Below are 15,165 nucleotides of genomic sequence, written 5' to 3'. Positions count from 1 at the left end.
CCTTTGTTGTTTTGATGCCTGCCCTATATACCGGAACTGATTCATTCAATAAACAGTAACAAGCCTGGTCGATGCTCTTGTGAGCAGTGGCAAATTCGCCGATCATGGTGTTCCAAATCCATTGCGGATGGAGTTCTCGGTTGCCAGTCCCTTCACATGCCTACACCGAACATATCGCCAGCCATGAGGTGATCTGCCACGAGTGCGATCTGCTGGTGCAGGTGCCGCGACTGGAGGAAGGGGAGCAGGCCTTGTGCCCGCGCTGTGGCAACAGTTTGATGTTGTTACCCAAAGCTCCGTTGCAGCGCCCCCTGGTCTATGCGTTGACCAGTCTGATTATGTTGTTGTGCGCGAACGTGCTGCCCTTTTTGGCAATCAATGCCAAAGGGATGGCGAATAGCATGAATCTGTATCAGGCGGCATCAGTCCTCTTCAGTGAAGATTATCGTCTGCTCTCCATCGCCATTTATCTGTGCATGCAGTTGCTCCCGGCCTGTTGCCTGTTACTGGTGAGTTACCTCTATTACGGCTTCTTGCGCGGCCGGGTCGTCCCGGGGGCGACCACGGTGACGCGTTGGCTGTTTCGTCTGCTGCCCTGGACCATGGCCGAGGTGTTCATGGTGGCGGTGCTGGTAAGCCTGATTAAAATTGCCTCCTTGGCCGATATATTTATCGGTGCCGGATTCTGGTGTTTCTGCCTGTTCAGCGTCATGTATATCAAGAGCATGGTGCATCTGGATCGCGCCTGGATCTGGTCACGTATTGCCGGGCCTATGCCATCGGTCGGGCTGTTGTTGCAGGGGAAAGAGGGGTTGTCGCAGGGGGTGACTCTCTGCCACGGCTGTCACGGCATTATCGATATCCAGTCCGAGCGTTGCCCGCGCTGTCAGCACAAGGTGCATCCGCGCACTCCTCACAGCATCGAGTACTGTTTCGCGCTGTTGATCACCGCCTGTATTCTCTATCTGCCCGCCAACCTGTTACCCATTATGGTGACCGAGTCTCTTGGCCAGACGCACTATTCGACCATACTGGGCGGTGTGGTGCTGCTGTGGAATATGGGCTCCTATCCCATCGCACTGGTGATTTTCATCGCTAGCGTGCTGGTGCCGATCACCAAAATCCTTGCCTTGTTCTGGTTGTGTTATACCGTCTACCGGCAGGATGGTCATCATAGACGCGGACGGACCCGACTTTATCGATTGACCGAGTTTATTGGTCGCTGGTCGATGGTTGATGTGTTTGTCGTCGCCGTGCTGGCGGCATTGATACGGATGGGCAAGTTGATGTCCATCTATCCGGGAACGGCCGCCGTGGCATTCGCCGGCGTGGTCGTGGTTACCATGATCGCCGCCATGCTGTTCGATCCCCGACTGATTTGGGATGCTGCGCAACCCCACAAGGATACAAGACGTGACCTCTAGACACATACCGATAACGGCCCGCGTGAGTCAGCTGCGCCACCTCTCTCCGATCTGGCTGGTACCGATAGTGGCGGCGTTTATCGGGCTTTGGCTGGTATATGCCACCCTGTCCAATCAGGGGCCATTGATTACGATGACGATGATTAATGCTGAAGGCATCGAAGCAGGCAAGACGATGATCAAGGCACGCAGTGTCGAGGTCGGCACCGTGCAGAGCGTGCGCCTCAGCGAGGATTTGAGCCATGTCATTGTCACTGCGCGCATGGCGGTGGATACCGAGGATCTGTTGCGTCAGGACAGTCAGATGTGGGTGGTCAAGCCGCGGATAGAGCGCCAGGGGATCTCCGGTCTGGGGACCCTGCTGTCGGGCGCTTATATTGAACTGCAGCCTGGTAAGGCCAATAAACACGCGGATCACTTTTCGGTGATGGATACGCCGCCGGTGGCGCAACCGGACGAGAAGGGGTTGCGCATCCAGTTGTTGAGCGATGAAAGCCGTGGCTTGAACATTGGCGATCCTGTGATGTACCGGGGGTTCACGGTCGGACGAGTGGAGCAGAGTCACTTCTCCACAGGCAGCCGCAAGATGGAGTATCAGCTGTTCATTAGCGCACCTTATGACAGCCTGGTGACCACCAATGTGCGCTTCTGGCTGAATGGCGGCTTACGTTTTGAAGCCTCCACGGAAGGGGTTAAATTTGAAACCGGTTCGCTGGAGAACATCATCAAGGGTGGAATCAGTTTTGATGTGCCCAAGGGCTGGGATCTCGGCAAACCGGCGGCATCGCGGCATCAATTCAAGTTGTATACCGATCAGGCAAGCAGCAGCAATCGCGACTACGAGCGTTTCCTTGAATATGTTCTGTTGTTTGATGATTCGGTACGCGGGTTGGCAGAAGGGGCCCCGGTGGAGTATCGCGGTATTCGCATCGGTACCGTACAGGCAGTACCCTATCAAATGGATGATGGCAAGCTGCTCGGAAGCAGCCCCGGGCAGATCCCGGTACTGATTCGGATCGAACAGGATCGTTTCGATTCGGATGACAGCGAGCGGGCGTTGGGCCAGCTATACCGCGATCTGGAACAACAGATCCGGAAAGGGCTCAGAGCAACATTAAAAACCGGCAGCCTGCTGACTGGTGCGCTGTTTGTCGATTTCAATTTTCTGCCGGATGGGCCTAAAGCCGCAGGCTATGGCAAATTTGGACAGTACCCGACGATTCCGACGATTCCTGGCGGCTTGGCCCGCATTGAACAACAGGCCAACCGTCTGCTGGCCAAACTCAATGCGTTGCCATTGGAAACCACGCTTGGCAACCTTGACGCCATGCTCGCCGAGAGCAAGCAGAGTTTTGCGGCGATGCGTGCATTGAGTAGCAATCTGAACAAGCTGGCCAGTCAGCCGGATGCTCAACACTTACCGGCCGAGCTGACCAAGTCGATGCAGGAGTTGCAACGGACTCTGCAATCCTTCTCCAGCTCATCGCCGATGTACGGTGATTTGAATCGCTCCATTGAGTCGCTGAATCAGCTGTTGCGTGAACTGCGTCCCGTGGCTCGCAAGGTCAACGATAAGCCCAACTCATTGATATTCAACCAGACACCAGAGCCGGATCCCGTGCCAAGGAGAGCCCACTGATGAGAACCCTGCTTGTAGCCCTGTTGCTGGCTAATCTGACCGCCTGTGCCACCAGTGAGGCTCCGGCCTACTATGCATTGCTGCTACCGCAGACAGAGGCCCCCGCTCGCCAGGTGACTCAGGGGCCGCGCCTGATCGTGGATCGGGTGACGCTGCCTGAATACCTCAATGATCTGGGTATCGCTTTCCAATTGGATGATGTGCAGATCGTGACCGCCAATCAGGCGCGTTGGGCGGAGTCTCTGGACAAGCAGCTGACACGCAGTCTGATTCAGGGGTTGTCACAGCATCTGCAACAGGTTCAGGTGCTCGAAGGACCGGACATGGTCAGCGAGGCCTGGCACCTGTCACTGGAGGTCAGCGGTTTTCAGGGCCGTTATGATGGACAAGCCATAGTGGCGGGACGCTGGTTGCTCAAGCGTGGTGATCAGACGTTCAGCGAGGCGTTCCAACATAAGGTGGCGTTATCGGATGAGGGGTATCCGGCGCTGGTGCGAGCCCTGCGTCAAGGCTGGCAGCAGGAAGTCGTCTCGCTGGCCGGACAGTTACAAACTGCCATCGTTCAACCCGTGGTCGAGTGACGGCGATGATAACGGGATGCCATCAGCACAGCACTGCCACCGAGCAGCCCCCAGAATGGTGAGCCGATGCCGGCAAACTGAATGCCGGAGGCGGTGACCAGAAAGGTCAACAGTGCCGCTTCGCGTTCGGGCTCCTGCTGCAGTGACTGCAGCAGGCTGTTGCCCAGGGTGGTCAGCAGCGCCATGCCGGCAATGGCCATGATGAGTGGCGCCGGCAGACTGGCGAGGATGCCGGCAACCGAGGCACCCAGCACGCCGGTCAACAGATAGAGCCCGCCAGCACAACAGGCCGCCAGATAACGGCGGCGTGGTTCTATGTCTGCCTGCTCGGTCATGCACAGGGCAGCGGTGATGGCGGCCAGATTGAGTGCGAAACAACCGAACGGCGCCAGCAGTAAATTGGCAAGGCCGCTGCAGCCAATCAGGGGTGATATCGGGACATCGCCGTAGCCATGACTGCGTAATACGGCGATACCGGGCAGATTCTGCGAACTCATGGTCACGACGAACAGCGGTAGAGCCACACCCAGCAGGGCCTGCCAGCTGAACACCGGCGCGGTCCATTGCAGTTGCAACCACTGCATGGTCGGCAAGGGTTGTAGCTGCCGGCTGGCCGCCGCCAATGCGATTCCCAGCAGCAGCACCAGCGCGAGGGTGTAACGGGGCATACGGCGTTTCAGCAACAGGAACAACAGCAGCATGCTGCCCACCAGCCAGGGGGCCTGTTCCAGGGCATGAAACAGATCCAGACCAAAACGTAACAAGATGCCGGCCAGCATGGCCGCCGCCAGGCTCAGTGGCAGCCGGTGCATCAGCCTGGCAAACAGACCGCTGAAACCCGCCACCATCAGCAGCATGGCACAGAGGATAAAGGCCCCGATTGCCTCAGCCATGGTGACCTGGTGCAGGCTGGTGATCAGCAAGGCCGCTCCAGGGGTGGACCAGGCCGTCAGGATGGGGGCGCGGTAATACCAGGAGAGTCCCAGCGTGGTGGCCCCCATACCGAGACCCAGAGCCGTCATCCAGGAACCAAGTTGTGCCGGTGTGGCCCCGGCGCTACTGGCGGCCTGGAAGATGATCGCCGCCGAGCTGGTATAGCCAACCAGCACTGCAACGAGTCCGCTGCTGAGATGGTGCAGACGAACAGGAAAGTGGAATGACATGTGGCAGACTCCCTGGCCGAGTGTAAAATCCATTTGTGCGTTATAACGCACAAGCAGCGTAACAGGTTACCGACAGGATGGAAATGGCAGTATGGATGAGTTGAACCGGCTCCTTGGTATACGGCTGAAGGCATTACGGCAGCAGCGTGGCTGGAGTCTGGATCGCACCGCACAGCAGTGTCAGGTCAGCAAGGCGATGCTGGGGCAGATCGAGCGCGGCGAATCGAGCCCGACCGTTGTCACCCTGTGGCGTATTGCATCCGGCTTTGGTGTGAGTTTCTCCGAGTTGCTTGCCGATCAGGAACCCGGTGCAACAGATTGGAACGTCTGGTGGCGGGGGCCGATATCGCCGGCCAGCACCCTGGGTGATGGCATCCAGGTGACTACGCTGTTGCCGTATGAGGCCGCATTGGGGTATGAGTTGTTACTGGTTGAGCTGCCTGTCGGCTGCTGTTATTTTTCCGTGGCCCATGAAGAGGGGGCCATCGAACAGATACTGCCGTTATCGGGCCAGATGTCGTTGTGGTATGACGAGGCGTGGCATTCACTCTTGCCGTCCCAGGCATTGCGCTTTGCGGCGGATCGTGCGCACGGCTACCGTAATGACGACACTCAGATCGTGCGCTTTCATAATCTGATTTTTTATCCGCGCCGCAGCAGGGCGAATCCCCTGTTGGCAGAGAGCTGAAAAAAACCCGGCCAGTGGCCGGGTCGCGATGGTTTCGGGCGAGGGGATTACGGCAACCGCTGGATGCGAGCGCGATTGCGACCCGCCTCAATCGCCTGTTCCAGCGCATGGCGCGCCGCAGTGAGCAGCATATCGGTGGACTGCCGGGGCGTCAGCACGGCGAGTCCGACCAGGCCCAGTGAGGCCGAGAGATCAATCTGCCGCGAGCCAATCTCTACCTTGTCGTACAGCGACTGCACCAATTTATCACCAATGCTGTATAGCTCTTCGGCATCGACGCCGGGGAGCAACACCAGCAAGCCATGGTCTTGCCAGGCGCCAATCAAATCACCGGCTCTGAGTGTGCGCAGCAGGCGGCTGGCAGCCGCTTGTTGCAGCTCATCACGCTGCTCGATATCCAGTTCGGCCTGAGCCAGCGGATCCAGCTCTACCAATGCCAAGGCATAGGGGCGCCCCTCCAGCCGGCAACGGGTATAACTGTAATGCAGTAGATCGGCCATGCCATCCGGCTCCATCAGGTGGCCGGTTTCTCGCAGGGGGCGCTGCATCAGCGCACGTAGTGCCGGAGCTTGTGTCGAGAGCAGGAAACGCAGCTGCATCTCGGTTTCCAGCATACTGACCAGATCGACAAATGCCAGGCGATGACGAATATCCATGCTGCGAGGCTGATTGGCGGCCACGGCGACATAGCCGATGGCGTGCCCTTCCGGACTGAATAGCGGGTAGGCGGCCAGCCAACCCAGCTCATGTTCGCTACACCAGGGGTGGCTGCGTAGCTGGCCATCACAATCTGCTGACGCGCATTCAAACAAACCTTCGCTGGCAATGATGCGTTCGGCGAGAGAAGGCGGGGCTCCGGCCGGGATATCGAGCCCCTCGAGCAGCGTGTCTTCCTGCTCGCCGAGCAAGCTGATCCAGGCGCAATTGGCGTCACACAGCAGTTGCAATAGACGCAATATGCGCCGGTAGTCATCCTGAGACAGGCTGGCCATATGCAGCGCCCGGCGCTGGGCATCCAGCCGGCTGCGCTTGAGTAGTGAATCCGGAGCGGTAAATTCGGTCATAACAATCTCCCCTGCTATACGTAATAAAGCGTAGCAACTGCCCCTCGGCGTGTTGGGAAAAAGACCAAATAGGCGGGCTGGATCGAGTTTTGGCGGCCAGGCGGCCAAATCTGAAGAGATAGCTTCGGGTTGAGAGCGACTACACTGATGCCATCAGGGTATAGAACTGAGAGTGGTTGTCATTAATCTGTCACATGACTGACGTAAAAGGCAGATGACAAACAGGTGACACTTTCATGACATTGCGTGGCCATCAAGGAGGCTGTATGTCGATCAAGGATTCTTTACGCAGGCAATTACTGGGTCTGCTGGTGGGGGGCATGGTGTTGGTCATCCTCGTGGCCGGAGTGGGTTTTCGCTATCTGACCGCCTCGCTTGATGACTATCAACGTCTACTGGCCCAGCCGGTACAGGCCTTGAAGTTGGTTGACGACGCCAATCTGCAGTTCAAGATCCAGGTTCAGGAATGGAAGAATGTGCTACTGCGTGGCAAGGATCCGGCCAACCTGGCCAAATACTGGCAGCAATTTGAGCAGCAGGAAAGCCAGGTGGCGGCGACGCTGACATCGTTGACCAAGCTGGCCGATGAGATGCAGTCTCAGGAGCTGGTCACTCAAATTCGGCGTCTGCAGCAGGAGCATGGCGAGTTGGGGCAGGCGTATCGTCGTGGCAAGGAGGCCTTCGTGGCGGCTGGCGCCGACCCGTTCGCCGGTGACAAAGCGGTGAAGGGGATCGACCGGGAGGCCAGTGAGCAGATGTCGGCACTGGTTGCCAAGCTGCACACTGAGGCACAGCAACACGCGCAGGCGATTAACGCGCAGGCGGCCTGGGCATCGCGGCTGGGTTTTGGCCTGTTGTTGATGGCGGCCCTGCTGGTCACCCTGTTAAGTGGCTGGCTGATCAACCGCCACATTGTGACGCCGTTACAGCGGCTGACCCAACAGCTAACCCTGCTAAGCCGCGGCGAGTTTCATCAGCGACTGGCGCTCAACCGTCGTGATGAGCTGGGACAACTGATGTCAGCGGCAAATACGTTGCGCGATTTCCTGGCCGATACCTTCAGCCAGCTCAGAACCAGTCATGATCAACTCGACGAAGCGAGCAGTGAATTGCGTCAGGTGAGCAGTTTGCTGACCGCCGGAACCCAGGATCAGCTGTCGCGAACCGATATGGTGGCGACGGCGATGCATGAGATGGCCGTGACGGCGCAGCATGTGGCAGCGAATGCGGCGCAGGCGGCTTCGGCGGCGGATGACGCCGATCGTGAGGTCAGCGGTGGCGAGCAGGTCATGCAGCAGACGATACAAACCATTACCCGCATGAGTGGCGAGATAGAAAATACCGCGCGGGTGATTCAGCAGCTGGATGAGGACAGCCGCCGTATCGGTACCGTGTTGGAGGTCATTCGCAACATTGCCGAACAAACCAATTTGCTGGCCCTGAACGCGGCGATTGAGGCGGCGCGAGCCGGGGATCAGGGGCGCGGGTTTGCCGTGGTCGCTGACGAGGTGCGCACTTTGGCGCGTCGGACTGCGGATTCAACCTCTGAAATCAACAAGATCATCGATATGGTTCTGACAGGAACCCGTGCGGCGGTGGACGCCATCAGTGCCAGTCAGCAACTGGGCGGAGATGGCGTCAGTCAGGTGACGGCCGCAGGGGGCATGCTGCAGCGTATTGCCTCAGCCGTGGGTGACATTCATCGCATGAACCAGCAGATCGCCACGGCTGCCGAGCAACAGACGGCGGCGGTGGAGGACATGACCCATCATCTGGTCGACATCAAGACGGTTGCCGGCGACACGGCACAGACCTCGAGTCGCACCGAACAGACCAGTGCCGAGCTGCATCGCCTCTCCGGCGAGTTGGCCGCCATCATGCAACGGCTCAGCGATCACGACTCCGGGGCAAAGTGATAGATCCAGCCCTCATCCGGTTTCATTGCCGGGGGGGGCGCTATCAGCGCTGGCAGCAACGGACAGCGGTTCTGGCTGGCAAACCCGAGTGCCATCAGCGCACACAGGGCGGCATCATAGCGATCCTCTCCGGGCTGTACTGCGGGTGGCAACCTGCTGGCTAGCGCCGGCCGAACCGGCTGGTTGGCGCGAAAGCCCTGCTTCAACAAGGCGGGATAGCCCTCAATGATGGCCAGCGTGGCGTCGCCCTGCTGCTGCGGGACCAGACGGTAACCCTGTGCCCGCAAGGCCGGCAGCAGGCTTAGCGCCAGGGAGCTGTTGTTGCCGAGCTTGTCGAAGCTGGCAGAGAGGGGCTTCTTGCCATATTCGCGATACAGCCAGCGCTCGCAGTCGCGGTAGGCCAGCGGATTGTCGATCTCTGCCGCCGGCACCATGCTCTGTTGCCCACCCTGTCCCTGCAACAGCTGGCAGAAGGCCCGGGGAAACGCCAGCGAGGTGTCGATGGCAATGGCCTGACGCTGACAGTTGGGCAAGCAAGATTGGCCCTGCAGCGCCGGAGCCAGCAGGCTTTCCAGGGACAGCGGTCGCCGCCGGGAGAGGCTGAAGGGCGGTGACACACCGAACCAGTTCAGCTCGCTATCCCCTTCCGACCAGCCAACGATGGCCACCGCCTGCTTGCTGCCGCTCCAGCCGCCGACATCCCAGCCGATGCCCAGGAAATCAACGTTCATTTGCCGATGCAGAACGAGCTGAAGATGCGACCCAACAGATCATCGGAGCTGAAAGCGCCGGTGATTTCGCTCAGCTGCTCCTGCGCCAGCCGCAACTCCTCGGCCACCAGTTCGCCGGCGGCGTAGACTTCCAGCTGTTCTTTGGCCGATTGCAGGTGCGCATCGGCGTGGTGGATGGCCTCGAGATGGCGCCGCCGTGCCATGAAGCCCCCTTCAACATTGCCTTGATAGCCCATGCACTGCTTGAGGTGCTGACGTAAACCGTCGAGGCCAACCCCGGTCTTGGCGGAAATGCGGAACACCGGATGGCCTGCCTCATCGGTGGTTGCCAGGGGTTCACCGGTCAAATCCGCCTTGTTGCGGACCACGGTCAGCCCCATGCCGACCGGCAGGCGATCAATGAAATCCGGCCAGATTTCAGCGGGATCGGTGGCCGCGGTCGTGGTGCCATCGACCATGAACAGCACCCGATCGGCCTGAGCGATCTCGGTCCAGGCGCGCTCGATACCAATACGTTCGACGGTGTCCTCGGTGTCACGCAGGCCAGCGGTATCGATAATGTGTAGCGGCATGCCATCGATATGAATGTGCTCGCGCAGCACATCGCGCGTGGTGCCGGCAATTTCGGTGACAATCGCCGACTCGCGACCGGCCAGTGCATTCAACAGGCTCGACTTGCCGGCATTCGGGCGGCCGGCAATGACGACCTTCATCCCTTCACGCAACAGGGCGCCCTGTCGCGCCTCCTGCTGCACTCGGTGCAGGCTGTCGATGATGGCATACAGGTCACCCGCCACCTTGCCATCGGAGAGGAAGTCGATCTCCTCATCCGGAAAATCGATGGCCGCCTCGACATAGATGCGCAAGCGGGTCAGTTGTTCCACCAGCGCGGTAATGCGTTGCGAAAAGTCACCTTGCAGCGAATGCAGTGCGGAACGTGCAGCCTGCTCGCTGGTGGCCTCGATCAGATCGGCGATAGCCTCGGCCTGAGCCAGATCCAGCTTGTCATTGAGGAAGGCGCGCTCGGAAAACTCGCCGGGGCGGGCGGTGCGCAGGCCGGGGATCTCGAGGATGCGGCGCAACAGCATGTCCATCACCACCGGGCCGCCGTGCCCTTGCAGTTCGAGCACATCTTCCCCGGTAAAGCTGTGCGGGGCCTTGAACAGCAGGGCTATGCCCTGATCCAGGGTCTGTCCCTGACTGTCGCGGAAGGGTAAATAATCGGCGTGGCGCACCGCCGGCACCTTGCCGAGTACGGCTTCGGCGACGGCGCAGGCCAGCGGGCCGGAGACGCGCAGGATGCCGACGCCACCGCGTCCGGGCGGGGTGGCTTGTGCCACGATGGTATCTGAATGGTACATGTGAGTCGCTCAGCTGGGCGGAGATGGTGACATTCTAATAAAAAATGGCCGTGGGCGGGATGCTGATTGTGTCGTGTCAGCGTCTGGTGCCAGGGATCGGCTTCGTTGTGCAGTCAATGTGGGTATCTATCATTAATTTTGATACTTAGCAGCATGTATCTATCTGCATTCCATATGGATTGCGGGCAATGAGCCGCCCCTGGTGTGTGCCGCCGATCCCTGTCAGTGGGGGTCTGGTTTGCTGCGCCAGGATGACATCCGTTCGTCGTCGGGAGACGGTGGGCGCTGAAAACACAGAGGCGACCCTGGGGTCGCCTCTGGCAGAAGAGCAAGAGAAGCCGGGTTATCAGCTCTTCTTCTCGCGGCTGTGCAGCCCCTTCTTCTCCAGCTGACGGTAGATCAGGGTCTGCTGGCAGATAGTGACGATGTTGGAGACCAGCCAGTACAGGGTCAGACCGGCCGGGAACCACAGGAACATGAAGGTGAAGATGATCGGCATGAACTGCATCACCTTCTGCTGCATCGGGTCGGTCACCGTGGTCGGGCTCATCTTCTGGATCCACCACATGGTGGCACCCATCAGCAGCGGCAGCACGAAGAACGGATCCTTGACCGACAGGTCCGTCAGCCACAATGCGAACGGCGCATGACGCAGTTCAACGGATTCCATCAGCGTCCAGTACAGGGCGATAAAAATCGGCATCTGGATCAGGATCGGGAAGCAGCCGCCTAGCGGATTGACTTTCTCCTGCTTGTACAGCTCCATCATGCCTTGGGACATCTTCTGGCGATCGTCACCAAAGCGCTCGCGCAGTGCCTGCAGCTTGGGTTGCAGCATGCGCATCTTGGCCATGGAGGTGTATTGCGCCTTGGTCAGCGGATACATGGCTCCGCGCACAATCAGGGTGATCAGGATGATGGCCACGCCCCAGTTACCGACCAGGCTGTGCAGGAACTTCAGCAGCTTGAACAGCGGCTGGGCGATGAACCACAACCAGCCGTAGTCAACGGTCAGATCCAGATGCTTGGCCACCGTCGCCATCTCATCTTGCAGCTTGGGCCCGACCCACAGGGTGGCGCCCAGCGAGGCGGAGGCACCGGCGGCCACACTTTGCAGCGGCTCTTTCAGACCGATGATGGCATCCTGATTATTGCTGACGGAACGGGTGTACAGGGTGTTCTTGCCGTTTTCCTCACCCGCCCAGGCGGCAACGAAATAGTGTTGCAGCATTCCGACCCAACCACCTGCCGTTGTGACGTTCAGGTTGTTTTCCTTGATGGTGTCGAATTTTTCTTTCTGGTAGCGGTTTTCGGTGGTGGAGTAGGCGGCACCACGGTAGGCGCTGGCCATCATGGCATGGCTTTGCTGATCCGCCGGTGCTTCGATGGTCTGTTTCAGCTGGCCGTAAAATTGCAGTTCCAGCGGCTTGCTGCTGGTGTTGGTGACCTTGTAGTCGACCCCGACCGTGTATTTGCCTCGGGTCAGCGTGAACTCTTTGCTGAAGGTCACGCCATCGGCATTGGTCCAGGTGAACGGCACGACCAGCTTGTCCTGACCATCAGCCAGGCGATACTCGTTTTGCGCGCTCGTGTAGACGGGGCGACCCTCGGTGCGGCTGTCCGGGCCATCACGGCCAATCAGACCACTCTGGGCGATGTAGAGGCGTCCCGGCTTGTCCATCAGCAGTTCGAAGGGCTCATTGGAGCCTTGAGCGACCGTATGGTTCAGCAGCTTGGCATCGACGATGTCACCCCCTTGCGTATCCACCAGCAGTTCCAGCTGGTCGGAAACCAGCTTGATCAACTGGCGATTGGCCATGGGCGCCTGGTCAGCAGGAACGTCTGTGCTGGCGGCAGAGGCTTGCGGCACAGAAGAGTCAGTTTGGGTCACAGCCACGGGCTGTGGCTTTGGCGCCTTGTCGGCTTGCCACTGTTGCCACAGCAGAAAGCTGACGACCAGCAATCCGATGACAAGTAGGTTACGTTGAGAATCCATAGTTAGTTTCTTCGCTTCTTCGGCTTGGGTTGCGGGACCGGGTCATAGCCCCCAGAGTGTAAGGGGTGACATTTTAATAGACGTTTGGTACCTAACCAAACGCCTTTTATGAGACCGTGCAGGCAGATTGCTTCAATCATGTAGTGCGAGCAGCTCGGATGGAACCGACAGCGGGGCCCAATCAGCGGACTAATCAGCAACTGATACAGGCGTATCAGTTTGACGGCTAGCCATTGCAACGGCGTGACAGGGTGCGCCATAGCTTGGTTACCAAAAGAGAAAGCTCACCATTATCCAGTTCGCCGATCCCGGACTTGGCGATCACGACGATGTCGATGGCCGGCAGCTCATGCTGCTTGTGACGAAAACTCTCCCGAACCAGTCGTTTTACCCGGTTACGCCATACGGCGCGCTTGAGGACTTTCTTCGGTACAGTCAGGCCCAGCCGTGGATGACCGAGTTCGTTGGGTTTGGCAAGTAACGTCAGTTGAGGGGAGGCAGCCCGGACAGGCTCATTGAAGACACGCTTGAAATTTTCGGGAGTTAACAGACGTAACTCCCGGGGAAAGGTGTGATTAGCCATTCACAGTGGTCAGGCGGGCACGACCCTTGGCACGACGGCGAGCCAGAACTTGACGGCCATTCTTGGTGGCCATACGGCTGCGGAAACCGTGAGTGCGATTGCGCTTCAGCACAGAAGGTTGAAAAGTACGTTTCATAGCATTATCCGTTGGTTTTAACTGTACAGTTTGGGATGTTCTGCGAACCGACGCGCCGGCTTACTGCCGAACAGCCCCTGATAAAGAGGGCGAATTCTAAACAGAATAGCTGTGGGCGTCAATCCACAGACAGGCCGGTCCAACGTCGGTTCGGATCCGAACCGACGTTGGACCGGCCGTGTTTTTCCAGGATCCTCGCGGATCAAGGGCATGCATTATACCTGTGGAAGGGGCGCAGGCAAGCGCCGCGGATCCAGGAGGCGTGTCACGAGGATCTGTGGGGCCCGGGCAACGGATCCCATGCCTGGATCTGCCGTTTTGTGGGCTAAATTGTGGTTATTTTGTGGATAAGTTGTGGCTATTCTGCGCTTAACCCCGGTTCTTATTCACAGGGATGGTAAATGTCAAGCGGCTTATTTGACGGCGATCCCGCGTCTTGATCTGGTGATCCCGGGGCCAAAATCGTAGAATATCGGATCTTTGGTCGAGACATTTCTTGGGGAGAATATCGTGACAGCTTCGCTTTGGCAGCAATGCCTGAACCGGCTGCAAGATGAATTGCCTTCCGGCGAATTCAGCATGTGGATCAGGCCTCTACAGGCGGAGTCAGGTGAACGATCCCTCACCCTTTATGCCCCGAATCGCTTCATTCTCGATTGGGTCCGTGATAAATATCTACTGCGGATCAACGGTCTGATCGCCGAGTTTTGTGGTACGGATGCACCCCAGCTGCGTTTTGATATCGGCAGCCGCAGTCAGGCGGCATCCCCTGTGCATAAACCGGCTACGGGCCGTATCACCGCAACGCCAGCCTCCCCAAGCTGGGCGGAAAAGAGTGAACCGAAGCCGGAAATCAATCACAAGAGCAACGTCAACGTGACTTACACCTTCGATAACTTTGTCGAGGGTAAGTCGAACCAGTTGGCGCGCGCGGCGGCCAGCCAGGTGGCGGATAATCCTGGCAGCGCCTACAACCCCCTGTTTCTGTACGGTGGCACAGGCCTGGGTAAGACTCACCTGCTGCACGCGGTTGGCAACGCGATCAAGGATCGCAACCCGGATGCGAAAGTGGTGTACATGCATTCGGAGCGCTTCGTCCAGGACATGGTCAAGGCTCTGCAGACCAACGCCATCGAAGAGTTCAAACGCTACTACCGCAGCGTTGATGCCCTGCTCATCGATGACATTCAGTTTTTTGCCAACAAGGAGCGCTCGCAGGAGGAGTTTTTCCACACCTTCAATGCGCTGTTGGAGGGCAATCAACAGATTATCCTGACCTCAGATCGCTATCCCAAGGAGATCGATGGGGTTGAGGATCGTCTGAAATCCCGTTTTGGTTGGGGTTTGACGGTGGCCATCGAGCCGCCGGAGTTGGAAACCCGCGTCGCCATCCTGATGCGCAAGGCCGAAGAGAGCAAGATTCACCTGCCTGATGAGGTGGCGTTCTTTATCGCCAAGCGTCTGCGTTCCAACGTGCGGGAGTTGGAGGGGGCGCTGAATCGTGTGATTGCCAATGCCAATTTTACCGGCCGCGCCATCAATATAGATTTTGTGCGCGAAGCATTGCGTGACCTGCTGGCGTTACAGGAGAAGCTGGTCACCATCGACAATATCCAGAAGACGGTTGCCGAGTACTACAAGATCAAGGTGGCGGATCTGCTGTCGAAGCGGCGCTCACGTTCGGTTGCCCGCCCCAGGCAGCTCGCGATGGCGCTGGCCAAGGAGCTGACTAACCACAGCCTGCCGGAGATCGGCGATGCATTTGGCGGCCGCGACCACACCACAGTGCTGCATGCCTGTCGCAAGATTGCCGAGCTGCGCGAGGAGAGTCATGACATCAAGGAAGACTACTCCAACCTGATCCGCACCCTCTCATCCTGATA

General features: G+C 58.6%; 14 protein-coding genes. 6 read left to right on the top strand and 8 right to left on the bottom strand.

All coding sequences use genetic code 11. From position 1 onward, the window contains the following. Positions 1-140: 140 nt before the first annotated feature. Genes ACFOSS_RS06100 through ACFOSS_RS06090 form a run of 3 tightly spaced genes read left to right on the top strand, consistent with a single transcriptional unit; the run spans position 141 to position 3,644 of the window. Positions 141-1,424 (top strand): PqiA/YebS family transporter subunit, encoded by a 1,284-nt coding sequence (locus ACFOSS_RS06100; protein ID WP_377151268.1) that lies wholly within the window; start codon positions 141-143, stop codon positions 1,422-1,424. Next, positions 1,414-3,063 (top strand): intermembrane transport protein PqiB, encoded by a 1,650-nt coding sequence (gene pqiB / locus ACFOSS_RS06095; RefSeq protein WP_377151266.1) that lies wholly within the window; start codon positions 1,414-1,416, stop codon positions 3,061-3,063. Before ACFOSS_RS06100 ends, pqiB begins: the two co-directional genes overlap by 11 nt. Beyond that, positions 3,063-3,644 carry a PqiC family protein gene (locus ACFOSS_RS06090; RefSeq protein WP_377151264.1) on the top strand — a complete coding sequence of 194 codons (582 nt, stop codon included), beginning with the start codon at positions 3,063-3,065 and terminating at the stop codon, positions 3,642-3,644. Before pqiB ends, ACFOSS_RS06090 begins: the two co-directional genes overlap by 1 nt. On the opposite strand, the gene ACFOSS_RS06085 is transcribed toward ACFOSS_RS06090, so the two are convergent. Continuing rightward, positions 3,626-4,807, bottom strand: a complete 1,182-nt coding sequence (locus tag ACFOSS_RS06085; RefSeq protein ID WP_377151263.1) for a benzoate/H(+) symporter BenE family transporter — start codon at positions 4,805-4,807, stop codon at positions 3,626-3,628. The genes ACFOSS_RS06090 and ACFOSS_RS06085 overlap by 19 nt on opposite strands. A gap of 91 nt (positions 4,808-4,898) precedes the next feature. Between ACFOSS_RS06085 and ACFOSS_RS06080 the strand changes: the two genes are divergently transcribed. Further along, positions 4,899-5,495, top strand: a complete 597-nt coding sequence (locus tag ACFOSS_RS06080) for a helix-turn-helix domain-containing protein (RefSeq protein WP_377151262.1) — start codon at positions 4,899-4,901, stop codon at positions 5,493-5,495. Between the two features lie 47 nt (positions 5,496-5,542). Here ACFOSS_RS06080 and ACFOSS_RS06075 read toward each other — a convergent pair whose 3' ends face one another. After that, positions 5,543-6,559: a diguanylate cyclase domain-containing protein gene (locus ACFOSS_RS06075; protein WP_377151261.1), complete on the bottom strand. Its 1,017-nt coding sequence runs from the start codon at positions 6,557-6,559 to the stop codon at positions 5,543-5,545. A gap of 266 nt (positions 6,560-6,825) precedes the next feature. On the opposite strand from ACFOSS_RS06075, the gene ACFOSS_RS06070 reads away from it, so the two are divergent. Continuing rightward, positions 6,826-8,475, top strand: a complete 1,650-nt coding sequence (locus tag ACFOSS_RS06070) for a methyl-accepting chemotaxis protein (protein ID WP_377151260.1) — start codon at positions 6,826-6,828, stop codon at positions 8,473-8,475. Here ACFOSS_RS06070 and ACFOSS_RS06065 read toward each other — a convergent pair. The 6 genes from ACFOSS_RS06065 to rpmH form a co-directional block, all read right to left on the bottom strand. Beyond that, on the bottom strand, positions 8,454-9,206 hold the full coding sequence (locus tag ACFOSS_RS06065) for a DUF429 domain-containing protein (protein WP_377151259.1): 753 nt from the start codon (positions 9,204-9,206) through the stop codon (positions 8,454-8,456). The genes ACFOSS_RS06070 and ACFOSS_RS06065 overlap by 22 nt on opposite strands. Continuing rightward, complete coding sequence (gene mnmE, locus ACFOSS_RS06060; RefSeq protein ID WP_377151257.1) at positions 9,203-10,567, bottom strand: tRNA uridine-5-carboxymethylaminomethyl(34) synthesis GTPase MnmE; 1,365 nt, start codon at positions 10,565-10,567, stop codon at positions 9,203-9,205. Before mnmE ends, ACFOSS_RS06065 begins: the two co-directional genes overlap by 4 nt. 346 nt (positions 10,568-10,913) lie before the next feature. After that, entirely contained in the window at positions 10,914-12,563 is a 1,650-nt protein-coding gene (yidC, locus tag ACFOSS_RS06055) for a membrane protein insertase YidC (protein ID WP_377151256.1), read from the bottom strand. Between the two features lie 2 nt (positions 12,564-12,565). Continuing rightward, entirely contained in the window at positions 12,566-12,823 is a 258-nt protein-coding gene (yidD, locus tag ACFOSS_RS06050) for a membrane protein insertion efficiency factor YidD (RefSeq protein ID WP_377151255.1), read from the bottom strand. Beyond that, positions 12,790-13,146 carry a ribonuclease P protein component gene (rnpA, locus tag ACFOSS_RS06045; protein ID WP_377151253.1) on the bottom strand — a complete coding sequence of 119 codons (357 nt, stop codon included), beginning with the start codon at positions 13,144-13,146 and terminating at the stop codon, positions 12,790-12,792. Before rnpA ends, yidD begins: the two co-directional genes overlap by 34 nt. Continuing rightward, positions 13,139-13,282: a 50S ribosomal protein L34 gene (gene rpmH / locus ACFOSS_RS06040; protein WP_377151252.1), complete on the bottom strand. Its 144-nt coding sequence runs from the start codon at positions 13,280-13,282 to the stop codon at positions 13,139-13,141. Before rpmH ends, rnpA begins: the two co-directional genes overlap by 8 nt. A gap of 510 nt (positions 13,283-13,792) precedes the next feature. Here rpmH and dnaA point away from each other — a divergent pair. Beyond that, entirely contained in the window at positions 13,793-15,163 is a 1,371-nt protein-coding gene (gene dnaA / locus ACFOSS_RS06035) for a chromosomal replication initiator protein DnaA (protein WP_377151251.1), read from the top strand. The last annotated feature ends 2 nt before the right edge of the window (positions 15,164-15,165 follow it).

The organism is Pseudaeromonas sharmana (assembly GCF_042649925.1).
In the GTDB taxonomy this organism is placed as follows: Bacteria; Pseudomonadota; Gammaproteobacteria; order Enterobacterales; family Aeromonadaceae; genus Pseudaeromonas; species Pseudaeromonas sharmana.
Note: the sequence above shows the minus strand (reverse complement) of the source record. Positions and strands in the feature narration are given on the sequence as shown.

Coding starts and splice junctions, on each gene's coding strand:
- ACFOSS_RS06090 (WP_377151264.1), top strand. CDS start 3,063: ATGAGAACCCTGCTTGTAGCCCTGTTGCTGGCTAATCTGACCGCCTGT.
- ACFOSS_RS06085 (WP_377151263.1), bottom strand. CDS start 4,807: ATGTCATTCCACTTTCCTGTTCGTCTGCACCATCTCAGCAGCGGACTC.
- ACFOSS_RS06080 (WP_377151262.1), top strand. CDS start 4,899: ATGGATGAGTTGAACCGGCTCCTTGGTATACGGCTGAAGGCATTACGG.
- ACFOSS_RS06075 (WP_377151261.1), bottom strand. CDS start 6,559: ATGACCGAATTTACCGCTCCGGATTCACTACTCAAGCGCAGCCGGCTG.
- ACFOSS_RS06070 (WP_377151260.1), top strand. CDS start 6,826: ATGTCGATCAAGGATTCTTTACGCAGGCAATTACTGGGTCTGCTGGTG.
- ACFOSS_RS06065 (WP_377151259.1), bottom strand. CDS start 9,206: ATGAACGTTGATTTCCTGGGCATCGGCTGGGATGTCGGCGGCTGGAGC.
- mnmE (WP_377151257.1), bottom strand. CDS start 10,567: ATGTACCATTCAGATACCATCGTGGCACAAGCCACCCCGCCCGGACGC.
- yidC (WP_377151256.1), bottom strand. CDS start 12,563: ATGGATTCTCAACGTAACCTACTTGTCATCGGATTGCTGGTCGTCAGC.
- yidD (WP_377151255.1), bottom strand. CDS start 12,823: ATGGCGCACCCTGTCACGCCGTTGCAATGGCTAGCCGTCAAACTGATA.
- rnpA (WP_377151253.1), bottom strand. CDS start 13,146: ATGGCTAATCACACCTTTCCCCGGGAGTTACGTCTGTTAACTCCCGAA.
- rpmH (WP_377151252.1), bottom strand. CDS start 13,282: ATGAAACGTACTTTTCAACCTTCTGTGCTGAAGCGCAATCGCACTCAC.